This window comes from Mesorhizobium sp. B2-4-13, from assembly GCF_006658535.1.
Lineage (GTDB): Bacteria > Pseudomonadota > Alphaproteobacteria > Rhizobiales > Rhizobiaceae > Mesorhizobium > Mesorhizobium australicum.
In genome coordinates, this window is the sequence record NZ_VFVB01000002.1 from 745492 (window position 1) to 762773 (window position 17282).

Here is a 17282-nt window from a genome sequence, read left to right on the forward strand (position 1 = left end):
GATGTATGTCGCGGTAAAAGGTGGCGAAGCCGCCATTGCCAACGCCCACAGCCTGCTTGCCGACCGCCGGCGCGGCGACCGCTCGGTGCCCGCACTTCGCCTCGACCAGATCGTGGAACAGCTGGCGCTCGGCGTCGACCGGGTGATGAGCGAAGGCTCGCTCTATGACAGGGAACTGGCCGCGCTAGCCATCGTGCAGGCGCGCGGCGACATGATCGAGGCGATCTTCCTGGTCCGCGCCTATCGCACAACGCTGCCGCGCTTCGGCTACAGCAAGCCGATCGACACCGGCGCCATGCTGGTCGAACGGCGCATCTCGGCGACCTACAAGGATCTGCCAGGCGGCCAGTTGCTCGGCCCGACCTTCGACTACACGCATCGGCTGCTCGACCCTGAACTTGCCGCTGGCGCCGATGTCGCCGAGCCCTTGCAGCGCGAGACGGAAGCGCAGGCGATGCCGCGCGTCTCGGCGATCCTCGCCCGTGAAGGTCTGATCGAACCGGATGGCCAGATGCCGCAGGACCATGTGCCCGGCGACATCACCCGCGAGCCGCTGGAATTCCCGATGGCGCGCGACATCCGCCTGCAGGCACTGTCGCGCGGCGACGAGGGTTTTCTGCTGGCGCTCGGCTATTCCACCCAGCGCGGCTATGCCCGCAACCATCCCTTCGTCGGCGAAATCCGCATCGGCGAGGTCGAGCTGGAACTCGACGTTCCCGAACTGCCCTTCGCCGTGCCGCTCGGCACGGTGCGCGTCACCGAATGCCAGATGGTCAATCAGTTCAAGGGCTCGGCCAAGGCGCCGCCGCAATTCACCCGCGGCTACGGCCTCGTCTTCGGCCAGAGCGAACGCAAGGCGATGGCCATGGCGCTCTGCGACCGCGCCTTGCGCGCCTCCGAGCTCGGCGAGGATATCGTCGCCGCCGCCCAGGACGAGGAGTTCGCCATCTCGCACTCCGACAATGTCCAGGCCACCGGCTTCGTCGAGCACCTGAAGCTGCCGCACTACGTCGACTTCCAGGCCGAACTCGATCTCGTACGTCGCATGCGCGCCGAGTACGAAGCACGCGAGAATCCAGCGAAGGCGGAAGAAAAAAAGGAGGCAGCGGAATGACTGCGCAACCGACAGACATCGCCACCTACAACTTCGCCTATCTCGACGAGCAGACCAAGCGGATGATACGCCGCGCGATCCTCAAGGGCATCGCCATTCCGGGCTACCAGGTGCCGTTCGCCTCGCGCGAAATGCCGATGCCCTATGGCTGGGGCACTGGCGGCGTGCAGGTCACCGCGTCGATTATCGGCCCCGACGATGTGCTCAAGGTCATCGACCAGGGCGCCGATGACACCACCAATGCCGTGTCGATCCGCGCCTTCTTCAAGAAAGTCGCTAACGTCGCGGTCACCACCGATACCGCCACCGCCACCATCATCCAGACCCGTCACCGCATCCCCGAACATCCACTCACGGCGGGCCAGGTGCTGGTCTACCAGGTGCCCATCCCCGAACCGCTGCGCTTCCTCGAGCCGCGCGAGACCGAAACGCGGAAAATGCATGCGCTGGAAGAATACGGCCTCATGCATGTGAAGCTCTATGAGGACATCGCCAAGCACGGCCGCATCGCCACCACCTATGCCTATCCGGTCAAGATCGAGGGCCGCTATGTGATGGACCCGTCGCCGACGCCAAAATTCGACAATCCCAAGATGCACCGCTCGCCGGCCCTGCAGCTGTTCGGCGCCGGCCGCGAAAAGCGCATCTACGCCGTGCCGCCCTTCACCGATGTGGTGAGCCTCGACTTCGAGGATCATCCGTTCGAGGTACAGACTTTCGATCAGCCCTGTGCGCTGTGCGCGGCCGAGAATGTCTATCTCGACGAGGTCATCCTCGACGACCATGGCGGCCACATGTTCGTCTGCTCCGACACCGATTATTGCGAGAAGCGGCGCGCCGACGGCCATCGCGGCCACCTTGCCCCCGAAACCGATCTTGCCGCAGGAAACATGGAGCCGGCGCAATGACCGACGAACCGCTGCTGCGCGTCTCGGCGCTCTCCAAGTTCTATGGCTCGCGGGTCGGCTGCGACAATGTCTCCTTCGACCTGTGGCCGGGCGAGGTTCTGGCGGTCGTCGGTGAGTCCGGCTCCGGCAAGACGACGCTGCTCAACTGCCTGTCGACGCGGCTGCTGCCTTCCTCCGGCACAGCCAGCTACCGCATGCGCGACGGCCAGTTCCGCGAGCTCTACCGCATGAGCGAGGCCGAGCGCCGCTTCCTGATGCGCACCGACTGGGGCTTTGTCCATCAGAACCCAGCCGACGGCCTGCGCATGACGGTCTCGGCCGGCGCCAATGTCGGCGAACGGCTGATGGCGGTCGGCGACCGCCACTACGGCAAGATCCGCGCTACCGCGGTCGACTGGCTGTCGCGCGTCGAGATCGAGGAAGACCGCATCGACGACGAACCGCGCGCCTTTTCCGGCGGCATGCGTCAGCGGCTGCAGATCGCCCGCAATCTCGTCACCGGGCCACGGCTGGTGTTCATGGATGAGCCGACCGGCGGCCTGGATGTCTCGGTGCAGGCCCGCCTGCTTGATCTCTTGCGCGGCCTGGTCACGGACCTCGGCCTTGCCGCGATCGTCGTCACCCACGACCTCGCCGTGGCGCGGCTGCTGTCGCAGCGCATGATGGTGATGAAGGACGGCCGCGTCGTCGAAAGCGGCCTCACCGACCGCGTCCTCGACGACCCGCGCGCGCCCTACACGCAATTGCTGGTTTCCTCGATTTTGCAGGTGTGATGATGGCGCGTGTCCCGCCGACGATTGACGATTGGAGAACCTTCTGATGCCGACCCCACTCGTTGTTTCCGACGTTGCCAAAAGCTTCACCATGCATCTGCGCGACGGCATCAAACTCCCTGTCGTCGCGGGTGTCTCGTTCTCGATCAAGGCGGGCGAATGCACCGTGCTCGGTGGTCCGTCCGGCGCCGGCAAGAGTTCGATCCTGAAGATGCTCTACGGCAACTACGCCGTCGACGAAGGCCAGATCATCGTCAGGCACGAGGACGGACTGATCGACCTCGCCCATGCCAGCCCGCGCACCGTGCTTGCCGTACGCCGGCAAACGATCGGCTATGTCAGCCAGTTCCTGCGCACCGTGCCGCGCGTCTCGGCTCTCGACGTCGTCGCTGAGCCACTGGTTGAACGCGGTGAGGAGCGCGAGGCAGCCCGAGCCAAGGCACGCGCGTTGCTGGCCCAGCTCAACCTGCCGGAAAAACTCTGGATGCTGCCACCGGCAACCTTCTCGGGCGGCGAGCAGCAGCGTGTCAACATCGCGCGAGGCTTCATCACCGAGCACCCCATCCTGCTGCTCGACGAGCCGACCGCATCGCTCGACGCGACGAACCGCGACGTGGTGATCGAACTCATCGCCGCCAAAAAGGCGGCGGGCGTCGCCCTGCTCGGCATCTTCCACGATCACGATGTGCGCGAGGCGGTGGCCGACCGCATCATCGACGTCACCGCCTTCGCTCCGGGAAAAATCGCCGCATGACCAGGAAGCTATCGGAGACGCCGCTGGTTCACCCGACGGCGGAGGTGCACAACTCGACACTCGGCCGCTGGACCGAGATCGCCGACCGCAGCCGGGTTTCGGAAAGCGAGATCGGCGACTATTCCTACATGATGCAGGACTGCGCGGTCTGGTGCGCGACGATCGGCAAATTTGCCAACATCGCCGCCAGCGTGCGCCTCAACGCCACCAACCACCCGACCTGGCGGCCGACGCTGCACCACTTCACCTACCGCGCCTCCGACTATTGGGACGACGCCGAGCATGAGAGCGAATTCTTCGCCGAGCGCCGCGCCAAGCGCGTCATCATCGGCCACGACACCTGGCTCGGCCACGGCTCGACCGTCCTGCCCGGCGTCACCGTCGGCGACGGCGCCGCCGTTGGCGCCGGCGCGGTCGTCTCGAAGGACGTCGCGCCCTACACGATCGTCGCCGGCGTACCGGCAAAACCGATCCGCGAGCGCTTCGACCGCCGCACCGCCGAGCGCTACCAGGCGCTTGCCTGGTGGGATTGGGATCACGCGAGGCTGCGCGCCGCGCTCGATGATTTTCGGGAGCTGACGGCCGAAGCGTTTTTGGAGAAACACGAAGAACGGGCATCGGGCAAAGAGGCATAGCCCTCACATCATCGTCATATCGCTGGCTTGTTCATACCCTTGACACAGGACTCGGACAGGACGCGATCTCCTTGAAGGAGATCGCCATGCTCGACACTGTCAGACCCTCGCTCGCCGGATTCTTTGCCGGCTCCAATCCGGCGTCGCCGGCGCATCTCGGCACGCGCTACGACGCGTCAGGCAACTTCCTCCTCGAGCCGGGCAACACCGTCGTCAGCCATCTGGTCAGCGGCTCGCCTTCGGAAGCGGTGGTGTTGGCCGTCCGCGAGAAGATGCTGGCAATGCCTGATGCCGACCGCCTCGCCTTCACGCCCGTTTCCAGCCTGCACATGACCCTTTTCCAGGGCATAATCGAATATCGCCGTCGCCTGCCCTTCTGGCCGCGGGACGTGCCGCTCGACACCAGCATCGACGCCATGACCCGCCTCTATCTGGAGCGCCTGAAGGGGTTCCAGGGCTTCGGCCCTTTCAACATCAAGGTGGCCGAGGTCCTGCCGACCGGCCTCACCGTTGCCGGCGCGACCGACGAGGATGCGCGCATCATGCGTGCATGGCGCGATGCGCTCGCGGTGCCGTTCGGCTACCGGCATCCCGATCACGACGCTTACGTCTTCCACATCACCTTCGCCTATCAGATCCAGCGCTTTGATGATGATAGGGCCGCCGCGTGGCAGGCGCTGTTTGACGATTGCCTGGCACTTTTCGCGCGCCAGGCGCCGGTGATCGAGATCAAGGCTCCCGCCTTCTGCGCATTCCGCGACATGAAGCATTTCGAGGAATTGCTGGTGCTCGGCTGATCGCCCGCAAGGCGCCAGTCGCCGCGCCTGTGGAGCGTAACAAAACTGACATCATCGCGACACGGCAGGTTCATGTGGTTGCGTTAGGCGAGTGCCTGACGATCAATATGGACCGGACTGGAACCAGCCCATGTCAGCAAACTCTGCCACGCTCGAAATCCGCGGCGTCAGCCGACGATTTGGCAAGAACACCGCCGTCAGCGACGTCAGCATCTCGATCCCGCAAGGGCAGATGGTCGGCGTCATCGGTCGTTCGGGCGCCGGCAAATCCACTCTTCTTCGCATGATCAACCGTCTTGTCGACCCCAGCCAGGGGTCGATTTTTTTTGACGGCGCCGAGGTCTCCCGGCTGCGCGGCTCGCCGCTGCGGCGCTGGCAGCGCGACTGCGCCATGATCTTCCAGCAGTTCAACCTGGTGCCGCGCCTCGACGTGCTGACCAACGTGCTGCTCGGCAAACTGAACCACCGTTCGACCCTGTCCAATCTTCTCGGCATGTTTTCGCGCGCCGAGTGCGCCGAGGCGGTCGCCGCGCTCGAGCGGCTCGACATCGCCCGCACCGCACTTCAGCCCGCCGGCACGCTGTCGGGCGGCCAGCAGCAGCGCGTCGCCATCGCCCGCGCCATGATGCAGCAGCCCAGGGTGATCCTCGCCGACGAGCCGATCGCCTCGCTCGACCCGCTCAACGCCAAGGTGGTGATGGATTCTCTGCAGGACATCAATCTGCGCGAAGGCATCACCGTTGTCACCAATCTGCATACGCTCGATACCGCCCGCACCTATTGCAACCGCATCATCGGCATGGCCGCCGGCAAGGTCGTCTTCGACGGGCCGCCCGAAGAGCTCGACCGCCAAGCCGTGCGTCTTGTCTATGGCGCCGATAGCAATGGCGGCGAGATATCGGAGGTCATCACCTCCACCAGTGTTGCCTTCAAGCAGAAGATCGCCGCATCCGCCGGACCGCTCGAACCCGCATTCCCGGGATACTGAGCCCAGTAAGGGCCAATAGCGAGCAGCCTGGATCGTCCGCCCGCGTCAAGGGCACTTGTCAAGATCAAGAACGCTGCCGGCGCGGGGCCGGAACTTACAGGAGAGATATCAATGTTCAGGAAGATGGTTTTCGGTGCCGTTTCGGTGCTCGCCATGGCCACCAGCATGGCCCATGCCGCCGACATGAAGGAATTTCGCGTCGGCATTCTCGGCGGTGAAAACGAAACCGACCGGCTGCGCAACTACCAGTGCCTGGCCGATCACCTGAAGGCCGAATTCGGCTTCGAGAAGGTTTCGCTGTTCCCGGCCGCCGACTATGACGGCGTCATCCAGGGCCTGCTCGGCGGCACGCTCGACTTCGCCGAACTCGGCGCTTCCGGCTACGCCAGCGTCTATCTCAAGGATCCGAAGGCGGTTACCCCGATCCTCACCACCAAGCAGACGGACGGCTCCACCGGCTACTATTCGATCGGCCTGGCGCTGAAGACGTCGGGGATCACGGACATCAAGTCAGCCAAGGGCAAGAAGCTCGGCTATGCCGATCCGGATTCGACCTCCGGCTATCTGATCCCGCTGACCCAGATTCCGAAGACCACCGGCGCCTCGAACGAGACCTACTTCGCTTCGACACAGTTCAATGGCGGCCACGAAAACAACGTTCTGGCCGTGCGTGACGGTAAGGTAGATGTCGCGGTCGATGATTCCTCGGGCATCGGCGACTTCAAGAACGGCTACACCTCCGGCACCTTCCACAAGGAAGTCGCCAAGGGCGCCGTCGACCCCAACGACTTCGTCGAAGTCTGGCGCTCGGGCCTGATCCCGAATGGCCCGCTGGTCGTTCGCACCGCGATCGGCGACGACATGACCGCCAAGCTGGCCGCCTTCTTCACCGACCTGCCCAAGAAGGACAAGGCTTGCTTCGAAGGCGTCGAAGGCGGCGATTTTACCGGCTACGTTCCGGTGAAGCCGGACTTCTACAGCGTCATCGTCGAAGCCCGTAAGGCAGCCATCGGCGGCTAACGGCGAAATTGCAAAAGGGCGGTACCTCATCAAGTACCGCCCTTTTTGCATCTCCGATCATGACCCTTTCCGTGACAGCCCCCTCCGGTGCCACCCACGAGATGGCCGATGCCTGGCGACGCCAGACGTCGCTGCGCCGGTTGTATACCGTGCTGGGCGTCGGCCTGCTGCTTGCCGCGATGCTTTCCAGCATGTGGTTCGCCGACGAAGCCAATGCCGGGCACTTCTTCGACCGGCTGCCGCATATTCTGGATTTCCTGAGCTGGCTGGTCCCCAGGGACTGGAACGACGTCTGGCGGGCGCTGTTCGACATTGCCTCGCCGCATGATACCGGCACCCAGGAATTCAACTTCCCGCTCGGCCGCGTCTACGTCTGGGGCGGTTTCTACATCCCCGAATATTTCGAGCTGATGCTGACCACCGTGAACGTGGCGCTGGTCTCGACCTTCATCGGCTTTGTCTTCGCGGTGCCCTTTTCCTTCATCGCGGCGCGCAACCTGACGCCTCATCCGGCACTGAGGCTAGTGGTCAAGCGCTTCATGGAATTGCTGCGTGCCTTTCCCGAAATCGTCATCGCCGGCCTGTTCGCTGCAATCGTCTCGACCGGTCCGATCGCCGCTATAATCGCCATCGGCCTGCATTCGATCGGCGCACTCGGCAAGCTGTTCTACGAGATCAACGAGAACATCGACATGCGTGCCGAGGAAGGCCTGACGGCGGTCGGCGCCAACTGGTTCGAACGGGTGCGCTTCGCCGACCTGCCTCAGGTGTTGCCCAATTTCGTCTCCTATACGCTGCTGCGCGTCGAGATCAACGTGCGGGCCTCGACCATCATCGGCGCCGTCGGCGGGGGTGGCATCGGCGAGGAACTGAAGCTCTCCATCTCGCGCGGCTTCGGCGCCAAGACGCTGGCGCTGGTGCTGCTGCTGTTCACAACCATCTTCATCATCGACCAGTTTTCCGCCTGGCTTCGTCGCAAGCTGGTCGGCGAACAAGCCTTTATGATGGGGGCGTAAATCATGGCGACCATGACCGCTGAGGAGATTCTGTCGATCGAGGCGCGCCACCCGCAGGTGTTCCGGCGCCCGGCATACAAGCGCTTTGGTCCGCTGCTCCTGTTCGTCGGGACTCTCCTGTATCTGATCTATGCCTTGTGGTTCTTCAGCCTGCCGCAGGTGCTGCGGGAATCGCACTGGGAGCGCCTGCCGCTCTTCCTGACACAATGGATCAGCTACGATCTGCAGCCGGAATTCCGTCTCGACCAGCCGGAGATCACGCCCAAATACCCGCGCTTTTCCGCGCTGGGCGACAACCCGAATCCCGACTGGGTGGTCAGGAATCCAGACGGCACCTTCACCGTGCTGATCGACGGGCCGGCAAAATCCGTCACCTTCGACAAGACGCAGGCGACGATCGTCGCCAACGGCCAGACCGTGCCTGTTTCGCTGACCAGCGGCAAGCCGGTGGTCACGGGTGCCGTACCGGACTGGATCACCGCCCATGACGACGAGGTGGTGGCCAAGATGGGCTTCGTCGGCGAGGTGCGCGTCACTGTCGACCGCGTCAAGGTGCGCAAGCGCTTCCTCGGCTGGGCGAACTTCATTTTCGACACGCGCTCGCCCTTCTTCGGCAAATCAGCGCGGGAAGTGATCTCGCTGATCGTCTCGGGACCAGAGCTGAAACCAGGTATCACCAACCTTGCTCTTGCCGGCGACAACGTCTGGAACAACGCCCAGTGGCAGCACGGCGACGTCTGGACGAAGCTGCTGCAGACCATTGTCATGGCCTTCCTCGGCACGCTGCTCGGCGGCATCGTCGCCTTCCCCCTTGCCTTCTTCGCGGCGCGCAACATCACGCCGAACGGCGTGCTCAGCCAGGTGCTCAAGCGCTTCTTCGACTTCATGCGCTCGGTCGACATGCTGATCTGGGCGTTGTTCTTCACCCGCGCCTTCGGCCCCGGCCCGCTGGCGGGAAGTGCAGCGATTTTCTTCACCGAGATCGGCACCCTCGGCAAAGTCTATTCGGAAGGCCTGGAGAACATCGACGACAAGCCGCGCGAAGGCGTGCTCTCGACCGGCGCCAACGGCATCCTGGTGCAGCGCTACGGCGTGATGCCCGAAGTGATCCCGGTCTTCATCAGCCAGACACTCTACCAGTGGGAATCCAACACCCGCGGCGCCACCATCATCGGCGCCGTCGGCGCCGGCGGCATCGGCCTGAAACTGTGGGAAGCGATGCGCACCAATTCCAACTGGGCTAACGTGTTCTACATGGTGCTGCTAATTCTGCTCGTCGTCTTCGTTTTCGACAACATATCCAACTTCCTGCGCCGCCGGCTGAGCCGGACCATCCACGACTATAACAGGATCCAGGCCAGGCAGGGTTAGTGTTGTGACGCAGAAGCGCAAGCATCGTCTCGCCCGGCGCCGAGGGGTCGACCCCCACTCCGTCGAGCTTCGCTCGACACCTCTCCCCCGGTCGACGGGGTAGAGGAAAGGCACCAGACTGTCCGATCCGCGCTTGTCCCCGAAGGCCGAGGCTCTCTTCCTGTCCCGGCGCCACCAAGCCCCTTCCTCTCCCTCCGGAGGGGGGAGAGGTGGCTCGGCGAAGCCGAGACGGAGTGGGGGAACCACCTGGCAAGCGACGCGACACAAATAGAAAATGGACCAGGCGTAGGGCGCCTAAGCCGCTTTCCTCCACCCATCCCTGATATGCTTGTACCCATCCCGGTAAACCGCCTCCGGGCTTTCGGAAAAATCCCGCCACACCTTGGTCGCCGCCGCCAGATCCTTCAGCGAGCGACCGAAAGCCTCGATCGTCAGCCAGTCGTCATAGCCGCTCTTGCGAATGGCAGAAAAAGTTTCCTTCCACGGAATGTTGCCACGCCCCGGCACGCCGCGATCGTTCTCCGATATATGGATATGCACGACATTGCCCCGGTGCTTCGTATAGGCGCCGATCGGGTCGGCTTCCTCGATATTGGCGTGGAACGTGTCGTACATCGCCTTGATGTGCGGCCGGTCGATGGCATCGATATGCTCCGACAGGTCGGCCATGGTGTTGAGGAGGTAGCATTCGAAGCGGTTCAGCGCCTCGAGCCCGACGGTGACGTTGCGCTTTCCGGCATGGTCGCCGATGGCACGCTGCGAGGCGATCGAGCGCTTCTTTTCGGCGGCGGTCGGTCCGGACCCGGAAAATCCGCCGAGCGTCGAATGCAGCGGTCCGCTCAGCGTGCGGGCGCCAAGCGCATCGGCGCAATCGATTGCCCATTTCATGTAGTCGACACCGGCCTTGCGTGTTGCCGCATCGGCCGAAATCAGGTTCATCGCCGGATCGCCCATGGCTGACACAGCGGTCCGCTCCAGCCCGATACGGTCGAGCAATTCGCCCAGCTTCCTGTAGTCGTCCGGCGTGCCGGCGAAGATCGGGATTTCGACACCGTCGAAGCCGGTTGCCTTGATGTCTCGAAGCAGCGGCTCGTGCTTCTTCGATACCGCCGTCGTCCACAAGAACATGCACATGCCGATCTTCATCGACGCCCTCCTCTTTTTGGCGGCCGGCTGATTGCACCGCCGGTTTTCGCCACCCCCCTCATCCGGCCGCTTCGCGGCCACCTTCACCCCGAGAGGGAGAAGAGATATGCGCCAACGCCTCCTCTCCCCCTCGGGGAGAGGCCGGATTGCCCCGAATTGCCTTCGCAATTCGATTGGCTACCGGGTGAGGGGCCCTCGTTACTCGGCGCCTCTTACAGCTTGGTCCAGGCCCCGTTCTTCTTCGACGACTTCACGCAGGCCTCGATGAAGGCCATGCCCTCGACGCCGTCCTGGATGGTCGGGAAGACGACATCCTTTGCTGGCTTGCCACCCTTCTTGCGTGCCGCGCGGATGGCCCGTGCGGCCTCCTGGTAGATGTTGGCGAAGCCTTCGAGGTAACCCTCGGGATGGCCTGACGGAACGCGGCTGACACGGCCCGCCACCGGCAGCGCACCGGCGCCGTTGCGGGTGATCAACTGTTTCGGCTGGCCGAAGGGCGTGTACCAGAGATAGTTGGGATCGGCCTGCACCCATTCCAGCCCGCCCTTCGAACCGTAGATGCGCAGCTTCAGGCCGTTCTCATGCCCGGGCGCCACCTGGCTCGCCCAGATCATGCCCTTGGCCGGATGCGTTTTCCCCGTCGGTTTGAAACGCAGCATGACGTTGACATTGTCGTCGAGCAGCCTGCCCGGCACGAAGGCGTCGAGATCGGCCGACAGGGAGTCGAGTTCGAGCCCGGAGACGAAGCGGGCGAGATTGTAGGCATGGGTGCCGATATCGCCGAGCGCGCCGCCGGCGCCCGCCTGCTTGGGGTCTGAACGCCAAGCCGCCTGCTTCTGGCCGGTGGCGGCGAGGTCCTCGGTCAGCCAGTCCTGCGGATATTCCGACTGCACGATGCGGATGTCGCCGAGCACGCCCTTGGCGACCATTTCGCGCGCCTGCCGTACCATCGGATAGGCGGTGTAGTTGTGGGTGAGCACGAACACCTTGCCGGTCTTTTCGACGATCGCAGCAAGCTTTTTCGCCTCGGCCAGGGTCGTTGCCAGCGGCTTGTCGCAGATCACGTGGATGCCTGCTTCCAGGAAGGCCTTGGCCGCCGGCACATGCACGTTGTTGGGAGTGACGATGGCCACCGCCTCTATGCCATCCGAGCGCTTCGCCTCGGCCTTGGCCATTTCGGCGTAGGACGCATAGCTGCGCGAGGGATCGAGCCCGAGTTCGGCGGCCGAGGCTTTCGCACGCGCCGGGTCGGCCGACAGGGCACCGGCGACCAGCACGAAATCATTGTCCATGCGCGCCGCGATCCGGTGCACCGCGCCGATGAATGCGCCCTGCCCGCCGCCGACCATGCCGTAACGGATCGGGCCGCCTCCCGTTTCCGACTTCGATGCACCAACCATGTTTTTCTCCCTCGTGTGAGATACCCCTCCCCCGAGGGAGAGGGAAAGCCGTGTCAAAATCCCATCATGGCGCGCAGCAGCTTCTTGTCCGTGGTGCCGGCGGCGAAATCGTCGAATGCCTTCTCCGTCACCCGGATGATGTGGTGCTGGATGAAGGGCGCCCCTTCGGCCGCACCATCCTCCGGATGCTTCAGGCAGCATTCCCACTCCAGCACCGCCCAGGAATCGTAATTGTACTGCGTCAGTTTGGAGAAGATGCCGCCGAAATCCACTTGCCCGTCGCCGAGCGAACGGAAGCGGCCGGCGCGGTTCGTCCAGCTTTGGTAACCGGAGTACACGCCCTGCCGTCCAGTCGGATTGAACTCGGCGTCCTTGACGTGGAAAGCCTTGACCCGCTCGTGATAGATGTCGATGAATTCGAGATAATCGAGTTGCTGCAGCAGGAAATGCGAAGGGTCGTAGTTGATGTTGCAGCGCTTGTGGCCGCCGACCGCGTCGAGGAACATCTCGAAGGTCGCCCCATCGAACACGTCCTCCGAAGGATGGATTTCGTAGCCGACATCGACACCATTGTCTTCATAGGCGTCGAGAATCGGCTTCCAGCGTTTGCCGAGTTCGCCGAAGGCTTCCTCGATCAGTCCGGCGGGGCGCTGCGGAAAGGGATAGAGGTAAGGGAAAGCCAGCGAGCCGGTGAACGACACCGAGACATTAAGCCCGAGATTGCGCGATGCCTTGGCACCGAACTTCATCTGTTCGACAGCCCATTCCTGTCTCGCCTTCGGGTTGTTGTGCACCGACGGCGGCGCGAACCCATCCATCTGCGCGTCATAGGCCGGATGCACCGCCACCAATTGCCCCTGCAGATGCGTCGACAGTTCGGTGATCTCGACCCCGGCGTCAGTGCAGATGCCCTTCACCTCATCGCAATAGGCCTTGGAAGACGCCGCCTTCTTGAGGTCGAACAGGCGCGCGTCCCAGGTCGGGATCTGCACGCCCTTGTAGCCGAGGCCGGCGGCCCATTTGGTGATCGACGTCAGCGAATTGAACGGTGCGGCATCACCCGCGAACTGCGCCAGAAACAGTCCAGGGCCCTTCATTGTCGTCGGCATCGGCATCCTCCTCGTTTGTCACGACCAAGCATAGCGCCTGATGAAAGCAGGGCCAGTCACTTTGGTCTTTATCGCGTCGGACGCTCTGCCGACACCGCCATTCTGGTATGACCAAATAAGGCAATCTGGTCAAGCCTTGGAATGCGCCGAAAAGGCACTCCGAAAGCCCAAAATAACGGCACATATTGCAATGTAATCAACAAACTAATTCACCCTGAAAGTTGCGTCGCCACAGTTGTTGCCGTCTCAAGGAATTTGCTGTAGACCTCATTTCAGACCCAATTGGTCTAACCAGTTTGCAGTAAAAGGCTGGGGATGCCTTGGGGAGGAACCCTTGCGTCGTCTTCCGGCGATGCATGTCGCAGGCAAACCATACGGACGAATCTGGGAAGGACAGACCATGCATCTTTCGACGCACAACTGGATGCGCGCGGAACCGCTTGAGACGACGCTGAAGCGCATCAAGAAATTCGGCTATGAGTCGATCGAGATTTCCGGCGAGCCCGCGCAGTACAAGACCAAGGAGACGCGGGCGCTGCTGAAGGAGCATGGCATTCGCTGCTGGGGCGCGGTGACCTTGATGCTGGGTGAACGCAACCTCGCCGCCAGGGACCAGAGCCAGCGCGAGCGCTCCGTGCAATACGTCAAGGACGTGCTGACGATGGTCGGCGAACTCGATGGCGAGATCATCACGCTGGTTCCGGCAACCGTCGGCAAGGTGGTCCCGGACGGTACCGAGGAAGAGGAATGGAAGTGGGTGGTCGACGCGACCCGCGAATGTTTCACCCACGCCAAGAAGGTCGGGGTCAAGATCGCCGTCGAACCGCTCAACCGCTTCGAAACCTATCTGTTCAACCGCGGCGCCCAGGCGCTGGCGCTGGCTGACGCGGTCAGCCCCGAATGCGGCGTCTGCCTCGACGCCTACCACATCCACATGGAGGAATTTAACGTGCATGACGCTATCCGCCAGGTCGGAAAGCGCCTGTTCGACTTCCATGTCGCCGACAACAACCGCTTTGCCGCCGGCCTCGGCCAGATCGACTGGCCAAGGATCGTCGCCACCTTGAAGGAAGTCGGCTACGATGGCGCACTGACCAACGAGTTCGTCGCCCCGGTCGACCGCACGCCGGCAGCACCCTATCCCGACATGGTCGAGCGCCATCCGGTCGATATCTCCCCCGAGCAGCTGAAGTTCATCCAGGACCATGGCTCCAGCGTGCTGACCGAGAAATTCTACACCGACCAGATGCGCATCACCGCCGAAACACTGCTGCCGCTGATCAAATAGTCGACTGCCGCTGGGAAATTTGCCCTTCCGCCCCGACCGGCGGCAGGGCTGGGGAAAAATATGCGCATCAAGACAGTCCAGGCCTGGTGGGTCCGCGTGCCGATCGAAGCCGCGAAGCAGCATCGCAGCGACTTCGGCCAGGTGACGACCTTCGACGCCGCCATCCTGCGCGTCGAAACCGATGACGGGCTGGTCGGCTGGGGCGAAGGCAAGAACGCAGCCGGCAGTGCCGGCAGCTACGGCGCACTCGTTCACATGCTGAATCACGAGGTCGGGCCGCAGTTGATCGGCCGCGATCCAGCCGACATCGGCGTCATCTGGGAGATGCTCTACAACGGCGTGCGCCATGAGAGCGCCGCCCGCGCCGGCCACGCCATGCCACAACTGGCGCGGCGTGGCATGAGCGTCGCCGCCATCAGCGCGGTCGACATCGCGCTCTGGGACATACTGGGCAAGTCGCTGGGCCAGCCGGTCTGGCGGCTCCTCGGCGGCCGCAAGGTCGATCGCATGCAGGCCTATGCCTCGGGCGGCTGGGCCTCCGCCGATGCCATCGGGGAACAGCTGAAATCCTATATCGCCAAAGGCGGCTTCAAGGCGCTGAAGATGCGGGTCGGCGCCATGGACGGCGCGGCACATATTTCCGCCGCCCGCGTGCGCGCCGCGCGCCAGGCACTCGGCCCCGACGTCGAGCTGATGGTCGACGCCCATGGCACCTACACGGTGGCGGAAGCCAAACGCTTTATCCATCTCGTCAACGACCTCGATCTCGCCTGGTTCGAGGAGCCTGTTATCGCCGACGACAAGCCAGGCATGGCCGAAGTGCGCGCCTCCGGCGCCGTTCCGATCGCCACCGGCGAAAGCGAGGCGACACGCTATGCCTTCCGCGATCTCGCCGTTCTCAGGGCCGCCGACATTTTCCAGCCGGACCCGGCCTTCTGTGGCGGCATCAGCGAGGCGATGAAGATCGGCATCATCGCCAGCGCCTTCAATTTGCGCTTTGCGCCGCATCTGTGGGCCGGCGCGCCCTGCTTCTTCGCCGGGCTGCATGTCTGCGCCGCGTCGCCTTCGAGTTTCACCGTCGAGTATTCGCTCGGCGCCAACCCGATGATCCACGATCTGGTCGAAGAGGCTGTCGAAGCCAAGGACGGTATGATAGCCATCCCGGAAAAGCCCGGATTGGGATTCACCGTTTCGGAGCGATTCCTGGAGGCGCACGCGCAACGCAATTGACGATGAAAGAAAAGAACCTTCTCGCCGAACTCGCCGCCTATCTGTTCTCCCACTCGGACAAGGAGAGCGGCCGCACGCCGTCGGAACGCGAGCTGGCGGAGCATTTCGGCGTCAGCCGCGGCCAGATCCGCGAAGCGCTCGCCATTCTCGAGGCCATGCGCATCGTCGAGCGCCGCGCCAAGTCGGGCATCTACATCGACACCAAGCAGGCCAGCGTCGAGGCGCTGGCGCTGTTCGCACGTGCCGGCCTGCCGCTCGATCCCTTGCAGATCTATGAGACGGTCGAGTTGCGCAAGATCCATGAGATCAAGGCCGCCGAGCTTGCCTGCTCGCGCGCCACCGAGGAGAATTTCGAGCGCCTGCGCGAAATCCTCAAAGCCTCGGAAGACCGCATCGCCGCTGGCGAAGGTTTGGCCAAGGAGGACCGCGAGTTTCACCTCGAGATCGTGCGCGCCACCAAGAACAGCGTCTTTCACAACATCTGCAGCGTCTACTATCTGATGGGCGAGCAGCGCCTGCCGATCTACTTCAACGATCCTGAACGCAGCGTGCGCTCGCATGCCGAGCACGTGCAGATCTACGAGGCGCTGCTGCGCCGCGACGGCAATCTCGCCCAGGCGCTCATGAGCGCCCATCTGCAAGGCGCGGAAAGCTACTGGAAGGGCCTGATCGAGGGCGGCATGGCGGCTTCGCCCGCGGGCGCGGCACTCGAAAAGGCCTGACCGTGACCCAGACCGTGCCAAAGATCCTGTCGACGCATCCGCTGCACCCGCGCGCCACGGCCAAGCTGGCCGGCGCCGGCCAGCTGGTCATCGCTTCGGCGCTCGACCCCGGCACATTGGCGGGGGAGGCCAAGGATGCCGACATCGTCATCGTGCGGGCGCCGCTGCCGCCGGCGCTGTTCGAGGGTGCATGGAAGCTGAGGGCCGCGATCCGCCATGGCGCCGGTCTCGACATGATCCCGATGGAAGCGGCCGCGGCGGCCGGCGTGCTCGTGGCCAACGTGCCGGCGGTCAATGCCCGCTCGGTGGCCGAACATGTCATGTTCACCGCGCTTGCACTGCTGCGGCAGTTCCGCCGGGTCGACCGTGACCTGCGCGCCAAGGGCTGGCTGGCCGGACGCGAGCACGCCAATGCCAACATCGAACTCGCCGGCAAGACCATCGGCATCGTTGGTCTCGGCGCCGTCGGGCAGGCGGTCGGCCACATCGCCGCACACGGCTTCGACCTCAAAGTGGTGGCAACGACACGCAGCATGCAGCCGGCGCCGGAAAAAGTCGGCTTCCTGTCGATCGACGCGCTGGTCGAGCAGAGCGACATCATCGTGCTCTGCTGCCCGCTGACGCCGGAGACGCGCGGCCTGATCAGCCGCGAACGCATCGCCCGCATGAAACCCAACGCACTGCTGATCAACGTGTCGCGCGGGCCGGTCGTCGATGACGACGCGCTGGTTGACGCCTTGCGGGAGCGCCGCATCGGCGGCGCCGCGCTCGACGTTTTCTCGACGCAGCCGCTGCCGCCAAGCCATCCCTATTTCGGCTTCGACAATGTCATCATCACCCCGCATATGGCGGGAATCACCGAGGAATCGATGATGCGCATGGGCGTCGGCGCGGCCGGCGAAGCCCTGCTGGTGCTGGCGGGCAAACTGCCTGTCAATCTGCGCAATCCCGAAGTGGTCGATCACTACCGGCGTCGGTTTCCGGCGCAGATATAGCATCGCCGTTTCGCCC

Annotated in this window: 17 protein-coding genes; 14 read left to right on the plus strand and 3 right to left on the minus strand. The window is 63.8% G+C overall.

Going from position 1 to position 17282, the window contains the following annotated elements; genetic code table 11:
- Position 1: 1 nt before the first annotated feature.
- The 10 genes from FJ936_RS07750 (at position 2) to phnE (FJ936_RS07795) (ending at position 9376) form a co-directional block, all read left to right on the plus strand.
- Positions 2 to 1114 (plus strand): carbon-phosphorus lyase complex subunit PhnI, encoded by a 1113-nt coding sequence (locus FJ936_RS07750; RefSeq protein WP_140787830.1) that lies wholly within the window; start codon positions 2 to 4, stop codon positions 1112 to 1114.
- Complete coding sequence (locus FJ936_RS07755; RefSeq protein ID WP_015315655.1) at positions 1111 to 2022, plus strand: alpha-D-ribose 1-methylphosphonate 5-phosphate C-P-lyase PhnJ; 912 nt, start codon at positions 1111 to 1113, stop codon at positions 2020 to 2022. Before FJ936_RS07750 ends, FJ936_RS07755 begins: the two co-directional genes overlap by 4 nt.
- Positions 2019 to 2795, plus strand: a complete 777-nt coding sequence (phnK, locus tag FJ936_RS07760; protein ID WP_015315654.1) for a phosphonate C-P lyase system protein PhnK — start codon at positions 2019 to 2021, stop codon at positions 2793 to 2795. The genes FJ936_RS07755 and phnK overlap by 4 nt, the downstream gene beginning before the upstream one ends.
- A 46-nt stretch (positions 2796 to 2841) precedes the next feature.
- Positions 2842 to 3549 (plus strand): phosphonate C-P lyase system protein PhnL, encoded by a 708-nt coding sequence (gene phnL / locus FJ936_RS07765; RefSeq protein ID WP_015315653.1) that lies wholly within the window; start codon positions 2842 to 2844, stop codon positions 3547 to 3549.
- A complete protein-coding gene (locus FJ936_RS07770) occupies positions 3546 to 4184 on the plus strand; it encodes a DapH/DapD/GlmU-related protein (RefSeq protein WP_140618944.1) in 639 nt (212 codons plus the stop codon). The genes phnL and FJ936_RS07770 overlap by 4 nt, the downstream gene beginning before the upstream one ends.
- Positions 4185 to 4270: 86 nt before the next feature.
- Positions 4271 to 4981, plus strand: a complete 711-nt coding sequence (locus tag FJ936_RS07775) for a DUF1868 domain-containing protein (RefSeq protein ID WP_140787828.1) — start codon at positions 4271 to 4273, stop codon at positions 4979 to 4981.
- A gap of 130 nt (positions 4982 to 5111) precedes the next feature.
- Positions 5112 to 5969 (plus strand): phosphonate ABC transporter ATP-binding protein, encoded by an 858-nt coding sequence (gene phnC, locus FJ936_RS07780; protein ID WP_140787826.1) that lies wholly within the window; start codon positions 5112 to 5114, stop codon positions 5967 to 5969.
- Between the two features lie 111 nt (positions 5970 to 6080).
- Entirely contained in the window at positions 6081 to 6989 is a 909-nt protein-coding gene (gene phnD, locus FJ936_RS07785) for a phosphonate ABC transporter substrate-binding protein (protein WP_015315649.1), read from the plus strand.
- A gap of 59 nt (positions 6990 to 7048) precedes the next feature.
- Entirely contained in the window at positions 7049 to 8005 is a 957-nt protein-coding gene (phnE, locus tag FJ936_RS07790; RefSeq protein WP_140787824.1) for a phosphonate ABC transporter, permease protein PhnE, read from the plus strand.
- 3 nt (positions 8006 to 8008) lie between these two features.
- Positions 8009 to 9376: a phosphonate ABC transporter, permease protein PhnE gene (phnE, locus tag FJ936_RS07795; protein WP_140787822.1), complete on the plus strand. Its 1368-nt coding sequence runs from the start codon at positions 8009 to 8011 to the stop codon at positions 9374 to 9376.
- A 294-nt stretch (positions 9377 to 9670) separates the two neighbouring features.
- Here phnE (FJ936_RS07795) and FJ936_RS07800 read toward each other — a convergent pair whose 3' ends face one another.
- The 3 genes from FJ936_RS07800 to FJ936_RS07810 all read right to left on the minus strand — a co-directional run bounded on the left by FJ936_RS07800 (position 9671) and on the right by FJ936_RS07810 (position 13031).
- A complete protein-coding gene (locus tag FJ936_RS07800; RefSeq protein WP_140787820.1) occupies positions 9671 to 10522 on the minus strand; it encodes a sugar phosphate isomerase/epimerase in 852 nt (283 codons plus the stop codon).
- A 212-nt stretch (positions 10523 to 10734) separates the two neighbouring features.
- The gene (locus FJ936_RS07805) at positions 10735 to 11922 is read right to left on the minus strand and encodes a Gfo/Idh/MocA family oxidoreductase (RefSeq protein ID WP_023770688.1); all 1188 of its coding nucleotides are present in this window, start codon (positions 11920 to 11922) and stop codon (positions 10735 to 10737) included.
- 53 nt (positions 11923 to 11975) lie between these two features.
- Positions 11976 to 13031, minus strand: a complete 1056-nt coding sequence (locus FJ936_RS07810) for a sugar phosphate isomerase/epimerase (RefSeq protein ID WP_140787818.1) — start codon at positions 13029 to 13031, stop codon at positions 11976 to 11978.
- A 400-nt stretch (positions 13032 to 13431) separates the two neighbouring features.
- Between FJ936_RS07810 and FJ936_RS07815 the strand changes: the two genes are divergently transcribed.
- From FJ936_RS07815 to FJ936_RS07830, 4 genes are read left to right on the plus strand one after another with little or no spacing between them, the layout of a single operon-like run.
- Positions 13432 to 14319, plus strand: coding sequence for a sugar phosphate isomerase/epimerase (locus FJ936_RS07815; RefSeq protein WP_140787816.1), 888 nt, complete (start codon positions 13432 to 13434; stop codon positions 14317 to 14319).
- 60 nt (positions 14320 to 14379) lie between these two features.
- Entirely contained in the window at positions 14380 to 15549 is a 1170-nt protein-coding gene (locus FJ936_RS07820) for a mandelate racemase/muconate lactonizing enzyme family protein (RefSeq protein ID WP_140787814.1), read from the plus strand.
- A 2-nt stretch (positions 15550 to 15551) separates the two neighbouring features.
- Complete coding sequence (locus FJ936_RS07825; RefSeq protein WP_015315641.1) at positions 15552 to 16271, plus strand: FadR/GntR family transcriptional regulator; 720 nt, start codon at positions 15552 to 15554, stop codon at positions 16269 to 16271.
- A gap of 14 nt (positions 16272 to 16285) precedes the next feature.
- On the plus strand, positions 16286 to 17266 hold the full coding sequence (locus FJ936_RS07830; protein ID WP_140787941.1) for a hydroxyacid dehydrogenase: 981 nt from the start codon (positions 16286 to 16288) through the stop codon (positions 17264 to 17266).
- Positions 17267 to 17282 lie beyond the last annotated feature (16 nt).

Excerpts from the sequence above, each read along its gene's own strand:
- FJ936_RS07750 (WP_140787830.1), top strand. The coding sequence starts at position 2 with ATGTATGTCGCGGTAAAAGGTGGCGAAGCCGCCATTGCCAACGCCCAC.
- FJ936_RS07755 (WP_015315655.1), top strand. The coding sequence starts at position 1,111 with ATGACTGCGCAACCGACAGACATCGCCACCTACAACTTCGCCTATCTC.
- phnK (WP_015315654.1), top strand. The coding sequence starts at position 2,019 with ATGACCGACGAACCGCTGCTGCGCGTCTCGGCGCTCTCCAAGTTCTAT.
- phnL (WP_015315653.1), top strand. The coding sequence starts at position 2,842 with ATGCCGACCCCACTCGTTGTTTCCGACGTTGCCAAAAGCTTCACCATG.
- FJ936_RS07770 (WP_140618944.1), top strand. The coding sequence starts at position 3,546 with ATGACCAGGAAGCTATCGGAGACGCCGCTGGTTCACCCGACGGCGGAG.
- FJ936_RS07775 (WP_140787828.1), top strand. The coding sequence starts at position 4,271 with ATGCTCGACACTGTCAGACCCTCGCTCGCCGGATTCTTTGCCGGCTCC.
- phnC (WP_140787826.1), top strand. The coding sequence starts at position 5,112 with ATGTCAGCAAACTCTGCCACGCTCGAAATCCGCGGCGTCAGCCGACGA.
- phnD (WP_015315649.1), top strand. The coding sequence starts at position 6,081 with ATGTTCAGGAAGATGGTTTTCGGTGCCGTTTCGGTGCTCGCCATGGCC.
- phnE (WP_140787824.1), top strand. The coding sequence starts at position 7,049 with ATGACCCTTTCCGTGACAGCCCCCTCCGGTGCCACCCACGAGATGGCC.
- phnE (WP_140787822.1), top strand. The coding sequence starts at position 8,009 with ATGGCGACCATGACCGCTGAGGAGATTCTGTCGATCGAGGCGCGCCAC.
- FJ936_RS07800 (WP_140787820.1), bottom strand. The coding sequence starts at position 10,522 with ATGAAGATCGGCATGTGCATGTTCTTGTGGACGACGGCGGTATCGAAG.
- FJ936_RS07805 (WP_023770688.1), bottom strand. The coding sequence starts at position 11,922 with ATGGTTGGTGCATCGAAGTCGGAAACGGGAGGCGGCCCGATCCGTTAC.
- FJ936_RS07810 (WP_140787818.1), bottom strand. The coding sequence starts at position 13,031 with ATGCCGACGACAATGAAGGGCCCTGGACTGTTTCTGGCGCAGTTCGCG.
- FJ936_RS07815 (WP_140787816.1), top strand. The coding sequence starts at position 13,432 with ATGCATCTTTCGACGCACAACTGGATGCGCGCGGAACCGCTTGAGACG.
- FJ936_RS07820 (WP_140787814.1), top strand. The coding sequence starts at position 14,380 with ATGCGCATCAAGACAGTCCAGGCCTGGTGGGTCCGCGTGCCGATCGAA.
- FJ936_RS07825 (WP_015315641.1), top strand. The coding sequence starts at position 15,552 with ATGAAAGAAAAGAACCTTCTCGCCGAACTCGCCGCCTATCTGTTCTCC.